This window comes from Planosporangium mesophilum, from assembly GCF_016863255.1.
In the GTDB taxonomy this organism is placed as follows: domain Bacteria; phylum Actinomycetota; class Actinomycetes; order Mycobacteriales; family Micromonosporaceae; genus Planosporangium; species Planosporangium mesophilum.
In genome coordinates this window covers 128,297-142,335 of sequence record NZ_BOON01000015.1, presented here as the reverse complement: position 1 = coordinate 142,335, position 14,039 = coordinate 128,297, and the positions used below count along the sequence as shown (strand labels likewise).

At 72.9% G+C, this 14,039-nt stretch carries 13 protein-coding genes and 1 riboswitch; of the genes, 1 reads left to right on the top strand and 12 read right to left on the bottom strand.

Annotated features, from left to right (window positions below; genetic code table 11):
• Window positions 1-51: 51 nt before the first annotated feature.
• From Pme01_RS08245 to thiE, 11 genes are all read right to left on the bottom strand, one after another.
• The gene (locus Pme01_RS08245) at window positions 52-435 is read right to left on the bottom strand and encodes an SCO2097 family morphological protein (protein WP_168114992.1); all 384 of its coding nucleotides are present in this window, start codon (window positions 433-435) and stop codon (window positions 52-54) included.
• A gap of 177 nt (window positions 436-612) precedes the next feature.
• Entirely contained in the window at window positions 613-1,878 is a 1,266-nt protein-coding gene (locus Pme01_RS08240; RefSeq protein WP_168114991.1) for a DNA polymerase IV, read from the bottom strand.
• Window positions 1,879-1,929: 51 nt separating this feature from the next.
• Window positions 1,930-3,087, bottom strand: a complete 1,158-nt coding sequence (locus tag Pme01_RS08235; protein WP_168114990.1) for an alkaline phosphatase family protein — start codon at window positions 3,085-3,087, stop codon at window positions 1,930-1,932.
• A gap of 1 nt (window position 3,088) precedes the next feature.
• A complete protein-coding gene (locus Pme01_RS08230) occupies window positions 3,089-3,820 on the bottom strand; it encodes a methyltransferase domain-containing protein (RefSeq protein ID WP_239088080.1) in 732 nt (243 codons plus the stop codon).
• 19 nt (window positions 3,821-3,839) lie between these two features.
• Entirely contained in the window at window positions 3,840-5,474 is a 1,635-nt protein-coding gene (gene thiC, locus Pme01_RS08225) for a phosphomethylpyrimidine synthase ThiC (RefSeq protein WP_168114989.1), read from the bottom strand.
• Window positions 5,471-6,262, bottom strand: a complete 792-nt coding sequence (gene thiD / locus Pme01_RS08220; RefSeq protein WP_168114988.1) for a bifunctional hydroxymethylpyrimidine kinase/phosphomethylpyrimidine kinase — start codon at window positions 6,260-6,262, stop codon at window positions 5,471-5,473. Before thiD ends, thiC begins: the two co-directional genes overlap by 4 nt.
• The gene (locus Pme01_RS08215; protein ID WP_168114987.1) at window positions 6,259-6,849 is read right to left on the bottom strand and encodes a thiamine phosphate synthase; all 591 of its coding nucleotides are present in this window, start codon (window positions 6,847-6,849) and stop codon (window positions 6,259-6,261) included. Before Pme01_RS08215 ends, thiD begins: the two co-directional genes overlap by 4 nt.
• Window positions 6,843-7,616, bottom strand: a complete 774-nt coding sequence (locus Pme01_RS08210; protein ID WP_168114986.1) for a thiazole synthase — start codon at window positions 7,614-7,616, stop codon at window positions 6,843-6,845. Before Pme01_RS08210 ends, Pme01_RS08215 begins: the two co-directional genes overlap by 7 nt.
• Window positions 7,609-7,809 (bottom strand): sulfur carrier protein ThiS, encoded by a 201-nt coding sequence (thiS, locus tag Pme01_RS08205; protein ID WP_168114985.1) that lies wholly within the window; start codon window positions 7,807-7,809, stop codon window positions 7,609-7,611. The genes Pme01_RS08210 and thiS overlap by 8 nt, the downstream gene beginning before the upstream one ends.
• Window positions 7,800-8,849 carry a glycine oxidase ThiO gene (gene thiO / locus Pme01_RS08200; protein WP_168114984.1) on the bottom strand — a complete coding sequence of 350 codons (1,050 nt, stop codon included), beginning with the start codon at window positions 8,847-8,849 and terminating at the stop codon, window positions 7,800-7,802. The genes thiS and thiO overlap by 10 nt, the downstream gene beginning before the upstream one ends.
• On the bottom strand, window positions 8,846-9,472 hold the full coding sequence (thiE, locus tag Pme01_RS08195; RefSeq protein ID WP_168114983.1) for a thiamine phosphate synthase: 627 nt from the start codon (window positions 9,470-9,472) through the stop codon (window positions 8,846-8,848). Before thiE ends, thiO begins: the two co-directional genes overlap by 4 nt.
• Window positions 9,466-9,576, bottom strand: a riboswitch (TPP riboswitch). Its footprint overlaps the gene before it by 7 nt.
• Window positions 9,577-9,669: 93 nt before the next feature.
• Between thiE and Pme01_RS08190 the strand changes: the two genes are divergently transcribed.
• Window positions 9,670-10,650 (top strand): aldo/keto reductase, encoded by a 981-nt coding sequence (locus tag Pme01_RS08190; protein ID WP_168114982.1) that lies wholly within the window; start codon window positions 9,670-9,672, stop codon window positions 10,648-10,650.
• An 8-nt stretch (window positions 10,651-10,658) separates the two neighbouring features.
• On the opposite strand, the gene Pme01_RS08185 is transcribed toward Pme01_RS08190, so the two are convergent.
• Window positions 10,659-14,039: an error-prone DNA polymerase gene (locus tag Pme01_RS08185; RefSeq protein WP_168114981.1), complete on the bottom strand. Its 3,381-nt coding sequence runs from the start codon at window positions 14,037-14,039 to the stop codon at window positions 10,659-10,661.

Genomic DNA, 14,039 nt, shown 5'->3' with positions numbered 1-14,039 from the left:
AGCGGTACGGCTCGGATCCCTTCGGCATCGGGTCTGGAGGGTGGTCTCGGGTCAGCGGTTGTCCTCGGGACGGCGACGCCAACGCTCTTCCAGCCGGTCGACCAGCGAGGAACGGCGCTGGCGGGTACGGCGACTCGCCGTCCCGCCGACCGCTCGCAGGTCTCTGTTCTGCCCGTGGCGGTAGGACTGCATGGCCAGGGCCGCCGAGCCGAGCATGACCACGAAACCGGCCACGCCGACCAGGGCGACCTTGCTGAACGCGCCGTAGATCAGCAGCGCGATGCCGGCCAGGAACAGCACGGCAGCGATGACTACCCGACGACGCGCGTGAAAGCGCGGGTCGGTGGCGCGCACCGCCGAGGCGAACTTCGGGTCCTCGGCTAGCGACCGTTCGATCTGCTCGAACAGCCGCTGCTCGTGCTCCGAGAGCGGCACGGTACTCCTCCCCGGTCCTCGAGGGCCGACCCGGACGGATCGACAGACCGTGACAGCCATCCGGCTGCTTAGTCGCAAGTTTACGATCGGCTAAGCGGGTCGGAAAGCCGGACGACTGTCCAAGCGTACTGTTTTTCCCGCTCAGTAGTGTCGGCTGCCCCGACTCGGAGGGCCAGATCACCCCGGCGATGGACGTCCACCGGCCGGTGGGGGGTCCGGAGCGCGGAGCAGACTCGCCGGTCGGACCGCTCCATGGCCGAACCGGGCGGCCGCCGCGTCAGCGGCCCGCTCGGCCTCCCGCCAGCCACTGTCCCGCTCGCCGAGGGCCAGTTGACGCGGCGCCCCGGCGCCGGCCGCCAGCCCCTCCACCCGAACGCCCACCAGCCGGATGGCCTCGCCGGGGCTCAACGCCGTGAACAACCCCCAGGCCGTCTCGAAGATCTCCCGGGTGACATCGGTCGCCGTCGGCAGGGTTCGGGACCGGCTGAGGGTACGGAAGTCGGCCAGCCGCACCTTGATCGCCACCGTCCGGCCGGTCTGCCCGGCACGGCGCAGCCGGCCGGCGGTCTTGCCGGACAGGGCCAGCAGCGACCGCCGGATCTCCCCCGGATCGACCACATCCACGTCGAACGTCGTCTCCGCCCCGATCGACTTCTCGGCCCGCTCCGGGACCACCGACCGCGGGTCGCGCCCCCACGACAGCTCGTGCAGATGGTGCGCTGCCGCCTCACCCAGCGCGGACCGCAGCATCCCCACCGGGGCCCGCGCCAGGTCACCGACCCGGACCAGCCCGAGCCGCCGCAGCACCTCGGCGCTGCGCTCACCCACGCCCCACAGCGCCTCCACCGGCAACGGGTGCAGGAAGTCGAGGACCCGGTCGGCGGGCACCACCGCCAGGCCGTCCGGTTTGGCGGTGGTCGACGCGAGCTTGGCCACGAACTTCGTGGACGCCACCCCGACCGAACAGGTCAGCCCCTGCTCGGCGAGGACCCGCCGGCGGATGGTCGCGGCGATGGCGGCCGGCCGGCCGAGCAGCCGCGCCGCCCCGGCCACGTCGAGGAACGCCTCGTCCACCGACAGCGGCTCGACCAGCGGCGTCACGTCGCGGAAGATCGCCATGACGGCGCGCGAGGCGGCGGCGATGGCGGGGCCGTCGACCGGCAGGAACACCGCGTGCGGGCACAGCCGCTTGGCCCGGGCACCCGGCATCGCACTGCGGACCCCGTACTCACGGGCCTCGTAGCTGGCCGACGACACGACCCCGCGCGGGCCGGCGCCGCCCACGATCACCGGCTTGCCGCGCAACTCCGGCCGGCGGCGCACCTCGACCGAGGCGAAGAACGCGTCCATGTCGACGTGCAGGATGGGGCAGCCGGTGTCGTCGGCATCGGGACCGAACTCCCCCGCCCCGCCGTCTCTCGGCAATGCCTGGCTGCGCCCCACGATCGGCAGGTTACCGGTGGCCTCCGACAGATCGCCTCGGCGCCGCGCTGATCAGGGCGTATTTCCGGTCACCGTGATCAGGGGGATCCGCATCTCGGCGGCGGTGTACGAGCCGTGAAAGGCGACCATCCGGGTCAGGAACTCCGGCTCCGACCGGCTCGCCACCACCGCGTTGCGGTCGTGGCAGGCGACCACGACGTCACCCACCCGGGCGAGGTGCGCCTCGGGTACCGGACCGAACCAGCCGGCCGCGACCGCCTCCTCACGCGGTACCACCCAGGCCCCGTCACCGAGGACCGCGCGCCACGCGGCGATCACGTCGTCGCGCGCCCCCGGCTCGGTGTACAGGTACCGGACCCGCGCCTCGCCGGCGGCGGCCCGTACCCCTGAGCGCAGCCGGGCGTCGGTGTCGAGGTCGAACCGGTCGCCCTCCGGGATGTCGAGCTGGCCGTGGTCGGCCGTCACCAGCAGCGCGGCGTCCACCGGCAGGCCGTCGACCAGCCGGGTGACGAGGCGATCGACGTCGCCGGCCGCCACCGCCCACTCCTTCGAGGTCAGCCCGTGTATGTGGCCGGCACGGTCCAGGTCGGGGTGGTACCCGTAGACCAGACCTCCCTCGGCCCGCAGCGCCGCCAGCATCTCGGTGGCGAGCGCGTCCGGCCCGGCGGCGCCCCGGTACTCGGCCGCCCGGCCGTACGCGGCCACGGTCAGCCCGCTGCCCTTGAACTCGGCCCGGCTGACGACGGTGGCGGGGATGCCCCCGGCGGCCGCCCGGTCGAACAGGGTCGGTACCGGCTGCCAGGAATCCGGGTCCGGGTCGTCCCACCACTGGATGTGGTTGAGGATCCGCCCGGTCTCGGGCACCCGTACGTTGAAACCGACCACGCCGTGCGCGCCGGGCGGGGCACCGGTGCCGACGGTGACCAGACTCGTCGGCGTGGTGGAGGGGAACCCGCTGGTGATCGTGCGGGCCTCGCCGAGCCGGCCGGTCGCGACGTCGGTCAGGTTCGGCGCGTACGGCTCGGCCATCGGGAGCTGGTACTGGCCCAGGCCGTCGACGAGCAGCACGGCCACCCGGCGCACCCCGGCGAGCGGCCCGCCGGACAGGCCCAGCGGGTCGGCCACCCCGGGCAGGCCGAGCGCGCTGAGCACGCCCGGGAGGACGTCGGCGAGAGTGTCCGTGCCGTACCTGGGATGGACGAGCTCCATCTCAGGCGGCCGGACGGCGGGCGAACAGGTGCAGCTGGGTGGCGACCTCGCGGTACGGGGACAGCTCCGAGGCGGCCAGTTCGAAGGCGAGCAGCGCCTCGGTCTGGCCCTCCAGGACGGCGCCGGGCAGCAGGTCGGCGACCACCCGTACGCCGTGGGTCTGCTCCACCACCAGGCCGCCGGCGGCGAGCAGGTCGCCCGCCGACTCGAGGTCGAACCGGCGCCGCAGGGTGTCCCGTCCGCCGGCCCGGCCCTCCGGGTCGGCCAGCAACGCGGTCGCGACGTCGAGGTGGCCGTTCACCGCGCGCGCCAGTACGGCCGCCACCCGGTTCGCGACCAGCACGCTGGCGACGCCGCCGGGGCGCAGGGTCGCGGCGAGCGCCTTGACCACCGTGACCGGGTCGTCGACCACCTCGAGCAGGCTGTGGCACAGCACGAGGTCGGCACTGTCCGAGGGGACCAGGTCGGCCAAGGCGTCGCCGTCGCCCTGCACCGCGCGTACCCGATCCGCGACGCCGGCCTCGGCCGCGCGTCGCGTCAGCGCGGCGAGCGCGTCCGGGCTCGCGTCGATGACCGTGACCCGGTGCCCGGCGCTCGCCAACGGCACGGCGAAACCGCCCGTGCCGCCGCCGACGTCGAGCACGGTCAGCGGCCGGTTGGTCCGGTCCAACTCCGCACGCAGCACCGCCCAGACCACCGCGGTACGCGGGGAGGCGGGTCCCTTGGGCTCCACGCACCGGAGCCTACCCGCATCAGGGAGCGTGATAGATCTCCGCGCCGGTCGCCACGAACTCGGCCGCCTTCTCCTTCAGACCCAGGTCACGGGCTGCCAGCTCGTCCACGCCGTGCTCGTCGGCGTACGCTCGCAGATCCTGGCTGATCTTCATCGAGCAGAACTTCGGCCCGCACATGGAGCAGAAGTGCGCCGTCTTGGCGGGCTCCGCCGGCAGCGTCTCGTCGTGGTACGCCCGCGCGGTGTCCGGATCGAGGGCCAGGTTGAACTGGTCGGACCAGCGGAACTCGAACCGCGCCTTGCTCAGCGCGTCGTCCCAGGCCTGCGCGGCCGGGTGCCCCTTGGCCAGGTCAGCGGCGTGCGCGGCGATCTTGTACGCGATCACGCCGGCCTTGACGTCGTCGCGATCGGGCAGGCCCAGGTGCTCCTTGGGGGTGACGTAGCAGAGCATCGCGGTGCCGTACATGGCGATCATCGCCGCACCGATGGCCGACGTGATGTGGTCGTATGCCGGCGCGATGTCCGTGGTCAGCGGCCCGAGCGTGTAGAACGGTGCCTCGTGGCACCACTCCTGCTGGAGGTCCACATTCTCCTTGATCTTGTGCATGGGCACGTGGCCCGGCCCCTCGATCATGACCTGGACGTCGTACTCCCACGCGATCTTCGTCAGCTCGCCGAGCGTGCGAAGCTCCGCCAGCTGCGCGGAGTCGTTGGCGTCCGCGATGCAGCCCGGCCGCAGCCCGTCGCCCAGCGAGAACGCGATGTCGTACTGCGCGAAGATCTCGCACAACTCCCGGAAGTGGGTGTACAGGAAGTTCTCCTCGTGCCGGGCCAGGCACCAGGCGGCCAGGATCGACCCGCCCCGCGACACGATGCCGGTCACCCGCTTCACGGTCAGCGGCACGTACGACAGCAGCACACCGGCGTGCACGGTCATGTAGTCCACGCCCTGCTCGGCCTGCTCGATGACGGTGTCCCGGTAGACCTCCCAGGTCAGCTTCAGCGGGTCACCGCCGACCTTCTCCAGGGCCTGGTAGATCGGCACGGTGCCGATCGGTACCGGGGAGTTGCGCACGATCCCCTCGCGGGTGGCGTGGATGTGCTTGCCGGTCGACAGGTCCATGACCGTGTCGGCGCCCCACCTGGTGGCCCAGGTCAGCTTCGCGACCTCTTCGTCCACACCGGACGTCACGGCCGAGGTACCGATGTTGGCGTTGACCTTCACCAGGAACCGGTTACCGATGATCATCGGCTCGGTCTCGGCGTGGTTGACGTTGTTGGGCAGGATCGCCCGACCGGCGGCGATCTCTTCGCGGACCACCTCAGCCGGTAGCCCTTCGCGCAGCGCCACGAACTCCATCTCCGGGGTCACGATGCCCTGGCGGGCGTAGTGCAGCTGGGTGACGGTCCGGCCGGGGGCGGCGCGGCGCACGGTCTGCCCGGCGGTGGCGGTCCCGCGGGCCGGCTCACTGATCACGTCGCCGCGCTCGGCGATCCAGTGCGCCCGTAGCTCGGGCAGGCCGACCGACGGGTCGCTGCCGGGACCGGACGTGTCGTAGAGCCGTACCGGCGGGTTGTCACCGGTCAGCTTCACCTCGGCGAACGGCACCCGCAGATCGGGTCGCGAACCGGAGACGTAGACCTTGTGCCTCATGAGAGTGCCTCCCAGGACAGTGGGCCGTGCCCCTCGCCGAGCCGCCAGCCGGCGGAGCCGCGCAGGGCACGATGGACGTAGGACTTGGCACCGTGCAGCGCCGTCCGCACATCGTCGCCGCGGCTCAGCCGGGCGGCGGTGGCGGCGGCGAAGGTACAGCCGGTGCCGTGGTTGTTGGCGGTGTCGACCCATGGCGCGCGCAGGATCTCGACCTCGCCGGCGTGCCAGACGACATCCACGGCCTCCCCGCCGCCGTCCAGGTGGCCGCCCTTGACGACCACCCACTCCGGGCCGGCCCCGCCCAGCTCTCGGGCGGCGGCGACGGCATCGTCGACGGACTCCACCGACCGGCCGACCAGGACGCCCGCCTCCCGCGAGTTCGGCGTCACCACGGTCGCCACCGGGAACAGCTCGTCGAGGTACGCGCGCCGCGCCGACCCGTCGAACAGCTGGTCGCCGGAGGACGAGACGAGCACCGGGTCGACGACGAGCCGCGGCAGCCTCCTGGCCCAGCGGGCCACCAGGTGGACGATCTCGACCGTGGCCAGCATGCCGGTCTTGACCGCCGCGACGGGCAGGTCGTCGAGGACCGCGGCGAGCTGCTCGGCCACGAAGTCCGGCTCGACCGCCCGCACCCCGCGTACCTTCGCCGTGTTCTGGGCGGTGAGCGCGGTGATCACGCTGGTGCCGAAGACGCCGTGCATCGTGAACGTCTTCAGATCGGCCTGGATGCCGGCGCCGCCGCCGGAGTCCGAGCCGGCGATGGTGAGCGCGACCGGCGGGTTCATGGCATCAGCTCCTTGACCACCGCGGCCGGGTCGTCCGCCCGCATCACCGCGCCCATCACGGCCACCCCGGCGGCGCCGGCGTGCCGGCACGCCTCCGCCCGCTCGCCGGACTCGACCCCACCCAGGGCGTACACCGGCAGGCCGGCCCCGGCGCACAGCTCGCGCAGCTTTCCCAGCCCCAGGGGCGGTCCATAGCCGGGCTTCGACGTCGACGGGAAAACGGGCGAGACAGTGGCGTAGGAGCAGCCCTCGGCCGCGGCGCCGGCCAGCTCTCCGGCGTCGTGGCAGCTGCGACCGATCAACCCGGGTGGCGTCGCCGGCCACGCGTCGGCGGCGGCGAGATGCTGCCCGTCTGCGCGGGCGTAGCCCGCCGGGCCGGCCCAGCCGGCTTCGCGGCCGGCGAGCAGCAGCCGGCCGCCGACCCGCGCCAGCAGCGGGTGCAGTTGCGCCGCGAGGGCCGCCCGCTCGTCGCCGGGCAGGTCCTTCTCGCGCAGCACCACCAGCCGCGCGCCGCCGTCGACGGCCGCCGCGATCACCTCGGGCAGCGGGCGGCGGGCCTGGCGGCGGTCGGTGAAGACGATCACCATGTGGGCATCCCCTCGACCGGGCTGGACGCGGTGGCGTGCAGCCGGCGCGCGATCCGCCCGGCGCGGTACGCCAACCGCCCCGCGATCACCGCGTGCCGCATCGCCGCGGCCATCTCGCCCGGGCGCTCCGCCCGGGTCACCGCCGACGCGAGCAGCACGCCGTCGCAGCCCAGCTCCATCGCGAGCGCCGCGTCCGAGGCCGTACCGATCCCGGCGTCCAGGATCACGGGTACGCTCACCGCCTCCCGGATCAACGCGATGTTGTACGGGTTGCGGATGCCCATGCCGGAGCCGATCGGCGCGCCGAGCGGCATCACGGCCGCGCAGCCGACGTCGGCCAGCCGCCGGGCCAGTACCGGGTCGTCGGTGGTGTACGGCAGCACGGTGAACCCGTCGTCGACCAGGGTCTGCGCCGCGCTCACCAGCTCGACCGCGTCCGGCAGCAGGGTGTCCTCGTCACCGATCACCTCGAGCTTGATCCAGCTCGTCGCGAACGCCTCCCGCGCCAGGTGGGCCAGCTTGACCGCCTCGGCGGCGGTGTAGCAGCCGGCGGTGTTCGGCAGGATCCGTACCCCCGCCTTCTCCAGGACGTCCAGCAGGGTGCCGGGGGCGGCCGGGTCGATGCGGCGCAGCGCCACGGTCACGAGCGCCGTGCCGCTCTCCCGGATCGCCTCCTCCAGCACCGCGTGGTTGGTCACGCCGCCGGTGCCCAGGATCAGCCGGGACTCCAGCTCCTCACCGGCGATGACGAAGGTGTCGCTACCCACCTTGCACCGCCGTGAGGATCTCGACCGAGTCGCCTGGGTCCAGTGCTCTCGCGGCCCACGTGGAGCGCGGCACCACCTCGCCGTTGACGGCCACGGCGACGCCGGTCTGGCGGTGGGTCAGCTCGCTGACGAGCTCCGCGACGCTGGTCGGACCGCTCAGGGTCCGGTGCTCGCCGTTGACGGTCAGGTCCACAGCGCCTCCCTGTCCGGGGTGAAGGGTTCGATCTCCTGCGGCGGCACCCCGGTGGCCACCAGCTCGGCGACCAGGTCGGCGGTGACGGGCGTGAGCAGGACACCGTTGCGGTAGTGGCCGGCCGCGATGATCAGGTTGTCTTTCAGCGCACCGAGGATCGGGGCGTTGTCGGGGGTACCGGGCCGCAGGCCGGCCAGGATCTCGGTGACCGGGTACTCGACGATCCCCGGCAGCAGCTCGGCGGCGGGGCGCAGCAGGTCGAGCACGCCCCCGGCGGTGACGGTCGTATCGGCGCCGCGCTCCTCCTCGGTCGCCCCGACCACCAGCTCCCCGTCGTGGCGCGGCACCAGGTAGACCGGGCGGCTGCGGGCGTACCCGCGGATGACGTGCCGGACCGGCGGCGCGGGCGCCTTCAGCCGAACCGTCTGCCCCTTGACCGGGCGGACCGGCAGGCCGGTCAGCGTGGTCGTACCGATGCCCGCGGCCACCACGGTCCGGTCCGCGTCCACGTCGGCCAGGTCGGTGACCTTCCGGGGCACGATCCGGTCGCCGACGGCGTGCCGCAGCGCGGTGAGCAGCCGGCGCGGGTCGACCTGGCGGTCCTGCGGCGCGTGGGCGCCGCCGCGTACCCGCGGCGACAGCAGGGGCTCGCGTTCGCGCAGCTGCCGGGCGGTCAGCGGGGATACCGGCTGGCCGGCCCGCTCGTACCACCCGGCGAGGCGGCGTACCTCGCGCAGGTCGTCGTCGGTGAGCGCGACGATCAGCGTGCCCTCGTCGCGGTAGCCGAGCTCGACGCCGGTGGCCTTCTCCAGCTCGGCGGCGAAGCCGGGCCAGCGCCGGTTGGAGTCGACGAGCAGGCCCTGCAACGCCTCCTCGCCGGCCTGGATCTCGCTGGTCGGCGCGAGCATGCCGGCGGCCACGGTGGACGCCCCGTCCTCGCCGGCGTCGTAGACGGTGACGTCGAGGCCCCGCTGCACGCAGCGCCACGCGATACCGAGCCCGATGATCCCGGCACCGACGACCGCGACCCGCGTGGTCATCGTGGTTCTCCCAGCGCCTGCAGCAGCTCGACGGTCGCCTCGGCGGGGTCGTCGGCGTCGCAGACCGCGCCGACGACCGCGACACCGTGGGCGCCGACGGCGGTCAGGTCGGGCACCCTGGTCGCGGTGATGCCGCCGATCGCGATCACGGGTACGGCCACCGCCCGCGCGACGGCGGCGATGCCCGCCGGGCCGATCGGGTCGGGCAGTCCGTCCTTGGTTCTCGTGGCGAAGGCGGGACCGACGCCGAGGTAGCTGGCCCCGTCGCGCACCGCACGCAGCGCGGTCTGCGGATCGCGGGCGGTCGCTCCGAGGACGGCCTCCGCGCCGAGGATCCGGCGGGCCGCCGCCACCGGCAGGTCGTCCGCGCCCACGTGAGCGCCGTCGGCCCCGGCCGCGAGCGCGACGTGCAGCCGGTCGTTGACCAGGCAGGTGACACCGCTGTCGCGGCACATCGCGAGGATGCGGACGGTCAGCTCGTACGCTTCCCGGTCGGTGGCGTCGTCGGGTACCCGTACCTGGACGGTGTCGGCACCGGCCGCCAGCGCGGCGGCGACGACGGCGAGCGCGTCACGGCCCGGACGGGCATCGGTGATCAGGTGCAGACGCCCGATGGGGGGCATCAATCCTCCCTCCCTGCGCCGGCATGACCCGGATCAGGTTCGACGGTCGGGGGCTCACAGCCCCCCTCTCAGCCCGGTGACACCGGACTCCCGTGGGTTTGTTGCTCAATGCTCGACCCTAGCGACCCGCCGGGGGCGGCACAACTGCGGTCATGATCACTGGGGCGTGGGAGCCGCGGGCGAGTAAGGATCGAACCATGGAGTACTCGCGACTTGGCTCGACCGGCCTCAAGGTCTCCCGGATCTGTCTCGGCATGATGAGCTACGGCAGCAGTACGTGGCGCGAGTGGGTTCTCGGCGTGGAGGCCGCTGAACCGATCGTGCGCCGCGCCGTCGAGGCGGGCATCAACTTCTTCGACACCGCCGACATGTACTCGCTGGGCGCCAGCGAGGAGGTGACCGGGCGGCTGCTGTCGGCGCTCTTCCCCGACCGCGACGACTACGTCCTGGCCACCAAGGTCTTCAACCCGATGGGGCCCGGCCCCAACCAGCGGGGCCTGTCCCGCAAACACATCATGGCGAGCATCGACGACTCGCTGCGGCGGCTCGGTACCGACCACGTCGACCTGTACCAGATCCATCGCTTCGACCCGGAGACGCCGGTCGAGGAGACGATGGAGGCGCTGCACGACGTCGTGCGCGCCGGCAAGGCCCGCTACATCGGCGCGTCCAGCATGTACGCCTGGCAGTTCGCGAAGATGCAGTACACCGCGGACCTCAAGGGCTGGACCCGGTTCGTGTCGATGCAGAACCACTACAACCTGGTGTACCGCGAGGAGGAGCGGGAGATGATCCCGTTCTGCCTGGACCAGGGCGTCGGCCTGATCCCGTGGAGCCCACTGGCGCGGGGGCTGCTCGCCGGTACCCGCGGCCGGGGCGGCGAGAAGCGTACGGTCCGCGCCAACAGCGACGAGTTCGGCGACACGCTCTACACCGACGACGACTTCGCGGTGGTGGACGCGGTGATCGAGGTCGCCCACGAGCGCGGGGTGAAGCCGGCTCAGGTGGCGCTGGCCTGGCTGCTGTCCCGACCCGGCGTGACGGCGCCGATCATCGGGGCGACCAAGCTCCAGCACCTCGAGGACGCCCTCGGCGCCCTCGAGGTGCACCTCACCGAGTCCGAGATCAAGCGGTTGGAGGCGCCGTACCGGCCGCACCCGATCCGCGGCCACTCCTGATCCCGAAGTCAGCGGAAGTCGCGGGAGCCCGGGCGTACCGGCAGGGTCAGCGGCGCCAGGTGGTCGGCGCGCAGGTTGACCACCCCCTCGGCGCGTTCCAGGATCCCGCGCACGACCAGCGCGGACGACGTGCGCGCCACCCGCCGGTACCGATGCCAGAGCCCCGACGAACAGGTGACGTTGAGCATGCCGGTCTCGTCCTCGAGGTTGATGAAGGTGACCCCGGCGGCGGTCGCCGGGCGCTGCCGGTGGGTGACGATGCCGCCGACGAACACCCGCCGCCCGGGCTCGGCGGTCTGCAGCCGCTCGATCGGCAGCGCACCCAGGCGGTCCAGGACCGGGCGCGCGAACTGGGCGGGGTGCGCGTCCGGGGCCAGCCCCGTCGCCCACACGTCCGCGACCATCCGCTCGATCGCGTCCATGCCGGGTAGCGTCGGCGCCTCGATGCCGGTCGTCGTGCCGGGCAGCCGGTCCGGGCGCTCCTGCGCGGCGGCGCCGGCCGCCCACAGCGCCTCCCGCCGCGACAGCCCGAAGCAGGCGAACGCGTCCGCGGTGGCGAGCGCCTCCAGGTGCGCGGTGCTCAACTCGGCCCGCCGGGCGAGGTCGGCCATGTCGCGGTACGGGCCGCCGGCCGCCCGTCGCGCCTCGATGCGCTCGGCCACGTCCGCCCCGAGGGTGCGCACCGACTTCAACCCCAGCCGGACCACAGGTCCACCACGGCCCCACTCGTGCGGTTCGGTTCCCGGAGCCTCCCCGTCGACCGGCGGTTCGAGCACGGCGAGAGCGCCGCTGGCGTTGACGTCCGGCCGCCGTACCGTCACCCCGTGCCGGCGCGCGTCGTCCACAAGGGACTGGGGCGAGTAGAACCCCATCGGCTGCGCGTTGAGCAGCGCGGCGCAGAACGCCGCCGGGTGGTACCGCTTGAGCCAGGCGCTGGCGTACACCAGGTACGCGAAGCTCATCGCGTGGCTCTCCGGGAAGCCGTAGTTGGCGAACGCGGCGAGCTTGTTGAACAGGTCGTCGGCGAGCTCGCCGGTGATGCCGTTGGCCGCCATGCCCTTGTACAGCCGCTCCCGGATGGCCTGCATCCGCTCCGTGGACCGCTTGGCGCCCATCGCCCGCCGCAGCTCGTCGGACTCCTGCGGGGTGAACCCGGCCACGTCGATGGCCATCTGCATGAGCTGCTCCTGGAACAACGGCACGCCCAGCGTCTTGCGCAGCGCGTTCTCCAGGAGCGGGTGCGGCACCGTGGGCTCCTCCAGCCCGTTGGCGCGCCGGATGTACGGATGTACCGAGCCGCCCTGGATCGGGCCGGGGCGGATCAGCGCCACCTCGACGACCAGGTCGTAGAACTTTCTCGGCTTCAGCCGCGGCAGGGTGGCCATCTGGGCCCGGCTCTCCACCTGGAACACGCCCACCGAGTCGGCGCGGCAGAGCATCTCGTACACCCCGGGATCGGTCAGGTCCATCGTGGCCAGATCCCAGCGCAGGCCGATCATGTCGTACGCGAAGTGCAGCGCCGACAGCATGCCCAGCCCCAGCAGGTCGAACTTGACCAGCCCGACCGACGCGCAGTCGTCCTTGTCCCACTGCAGGACGGTGCGGCCCGGCATGCGGGCGTGCTCGACCGGGCACACCTCGATCACCGGCCGGTCGCAGATGACCATGCCGCCGGAGTGGACGCCCAGGTGCCGGGGGAACGTCAGGAGTTCGTTCGCGTACTCGACGACCTGCGCCGGAATCTCCTCCAACTCCGCCACGGCGACCGAGCCCCACCGGTCGATCTGCTTGCTCCAGGCGTCCTGCTGGCCGGGCGAGTACCCGAACGCCTTGGCCATGTCGCGCACGGCGGAGCGAGGCCGGTACGAGATGACGTTGGCGACCTGGGCGGTGTGGCGGCGGCCGTACTTCTCGTACACCGCCTGGATGACCTCCTCGCGCCGGTCGGACTCGATGTCGACGTCGATGTCGGGCGGCCCGTCGCGCTCCTCGGACAGGAACCGCTCGAACAGCAGCCCGTGCGCGACGGCGTCCACGTTGGTGATGCCGAGCGCGTAGCAGACCGCCGAGTTGGCCGCCGATCCCCGCCCCTGGCAGAAGATGTCGAGCCGGCGGCAGATCTCGACGATGTCGTAGACGATCAGGAAGTACCCGGGGAAGTCCAGCTTGGAGATCATGTTCAGTTCGTACTCGAGCTGCTGGTACTCCTTCGGATGCTCGTCCCGGCTGCCGTAGCGGCGGGCCGCGCCCCGCATGGTCAGGTGCCGCAGCCAGCTCATCTCGGTGTGGCCCTCGCCGACGGGGTAGTCGGGCAGCCTGGGGGCGACGAGCTTGAGGTCGAAGGCCAGTTCGCGACCGTACGCCGCGGCCCGGGAGACCACACCGGGAAAGGCGGCGAAGCGCTCGGCCATCTCCGCGCCGCTACGCAGATAGGCGGTACCGGCGGCGGGCAGCCAGCCGTCCATCTCGTCGAGGCTGCGCCGGGCGCGGACCGCGGCGAGGGCCGCGGCCAGCCGTCGGCGCCCCGACGCCGCGTAGTGGACGTTGTTGGTGGCGACGCACGCCAGCCCGGCGTCGGCGGCGAGCGCGGCGAGCGCGTCGTTGCGTTCGTCGTCGTCGGGGTGGGCGTGATCGGTCAGCTCGACGGCGACATGCTCGGCGCCGAACAGGGCGGTCAGCCGGTCCAGCTCCCGGGCCGCCGCCTCGACCCCCTCGGTGAGCAGCGCCGCGGGTACGTGCCCCTTGCGGCAGCCGGTGAGCACGAGGACGTGGTCCCGCAGTTTTTCGGCCGCCTCCTCGAGGTCGTAGACGGGGCGCCCCTTCTCCCCGCCCCGCAACTGCGCCTCGGAGATCACCCGGGACAGCCGGGCGTACCCTTCCGGCCCTCGGGCGAGGGCGAGTAGGTGCCGGCCGGCCGGGTCGGGCTCCCCATTCTGCGGTCCGGGCAGGCCGAGTGACAGCTCCGCGCCGAAGACGGTCTTGACGCCCAGGGCGCGGGCCGCCTCGGCGAACCGCACCACGCCGTAGAACCCGTCGTGGTCGGTGATCGCCACCGCTTCGAGCCCGAGGTGGGCCGCCTGCTCGGCCAGCTCCTCGGGGTGGCTGGCGCCGTCGAGGAAGCTGAAGTTGGAGTGGCAGTGCAGCTCGGCGTAGGGGACGCCGCCCTCGCGGCGCTCCAGCGTCGGCGCACGGTACTCCTTTCGCTTACGCGTCCAGGCCGGCGAGTCCCCACCGTCGGCCTCGACGGCCAGCGGGTCCACGACCGGTGGGACAGAGTCTTCCTGTTCGCGACTGCGGGGCTCGCTTCGCTCGCTCCTCGCGCTCACGCTGCGCCCGGACAGGACCCGCTCCATCCGCGACCACGGCACGTCCGGATTACTGAACCCCAT

Bases quoted from the DNA above. Each gene is read 5' to 3' on its own strand.
- thiE (WP_168114983.1), bottom strand. From the start codon at position 9,472: ATGCCCCCCATCGGGCGTCTGCACCTGATCACCGATGCCCGTCCGGGC.
- thiD (WP_168114988.1), bottom strand. From the start codon at position 6,262: ATGAACCCGCCGGTCGCGCTCACCATCGCCGGCTCGGACTCCGGCGGC.
- Pme01_RS08190 (WP_168114982.1), top strand. From the start codon at position 9,670: ATGGAGTACTCGCGACTTGGCTCGACCGGCCTCAAGGTCTCCCGGATC.
- thiO (WP_168114984.1), bottom strand. From the start codon at position 8,849: ATGACCACGCGGGTCGCGGTCGTCGGTGCCGGGATCATCGGGCTCGGT.
- Pme01_RS08185 (WP_168114981.1), bottom strand. From the start codon at position 14,039: ATGGGGTTCAGTAATCCGGACGTGCCGTGGTCGCGGATGGAGCGGGTC.
- Pme01_RS08215 (WP_168114987.1), bottom strand. From the start codon at position 6,849: ATGGTGATCGTCTTCACCGACCGCCGCCAGGCCCGCCGCCCGCTGCCC.
- thiC (WP_168114989.1), bottom strand. From the start codon at position 5,474: ATGAGGCACAAGGTCTACGTCTCCGGTTCGCGACCCGATCTGCGGGTG.
- Pme01_RS08235 (WP_168114990.1), bottom strand. From the start codon at position 3,087: ATGGAGCTCGTCCATCCCAGGTACGGCACGGACACTCTCGCCGACGTC.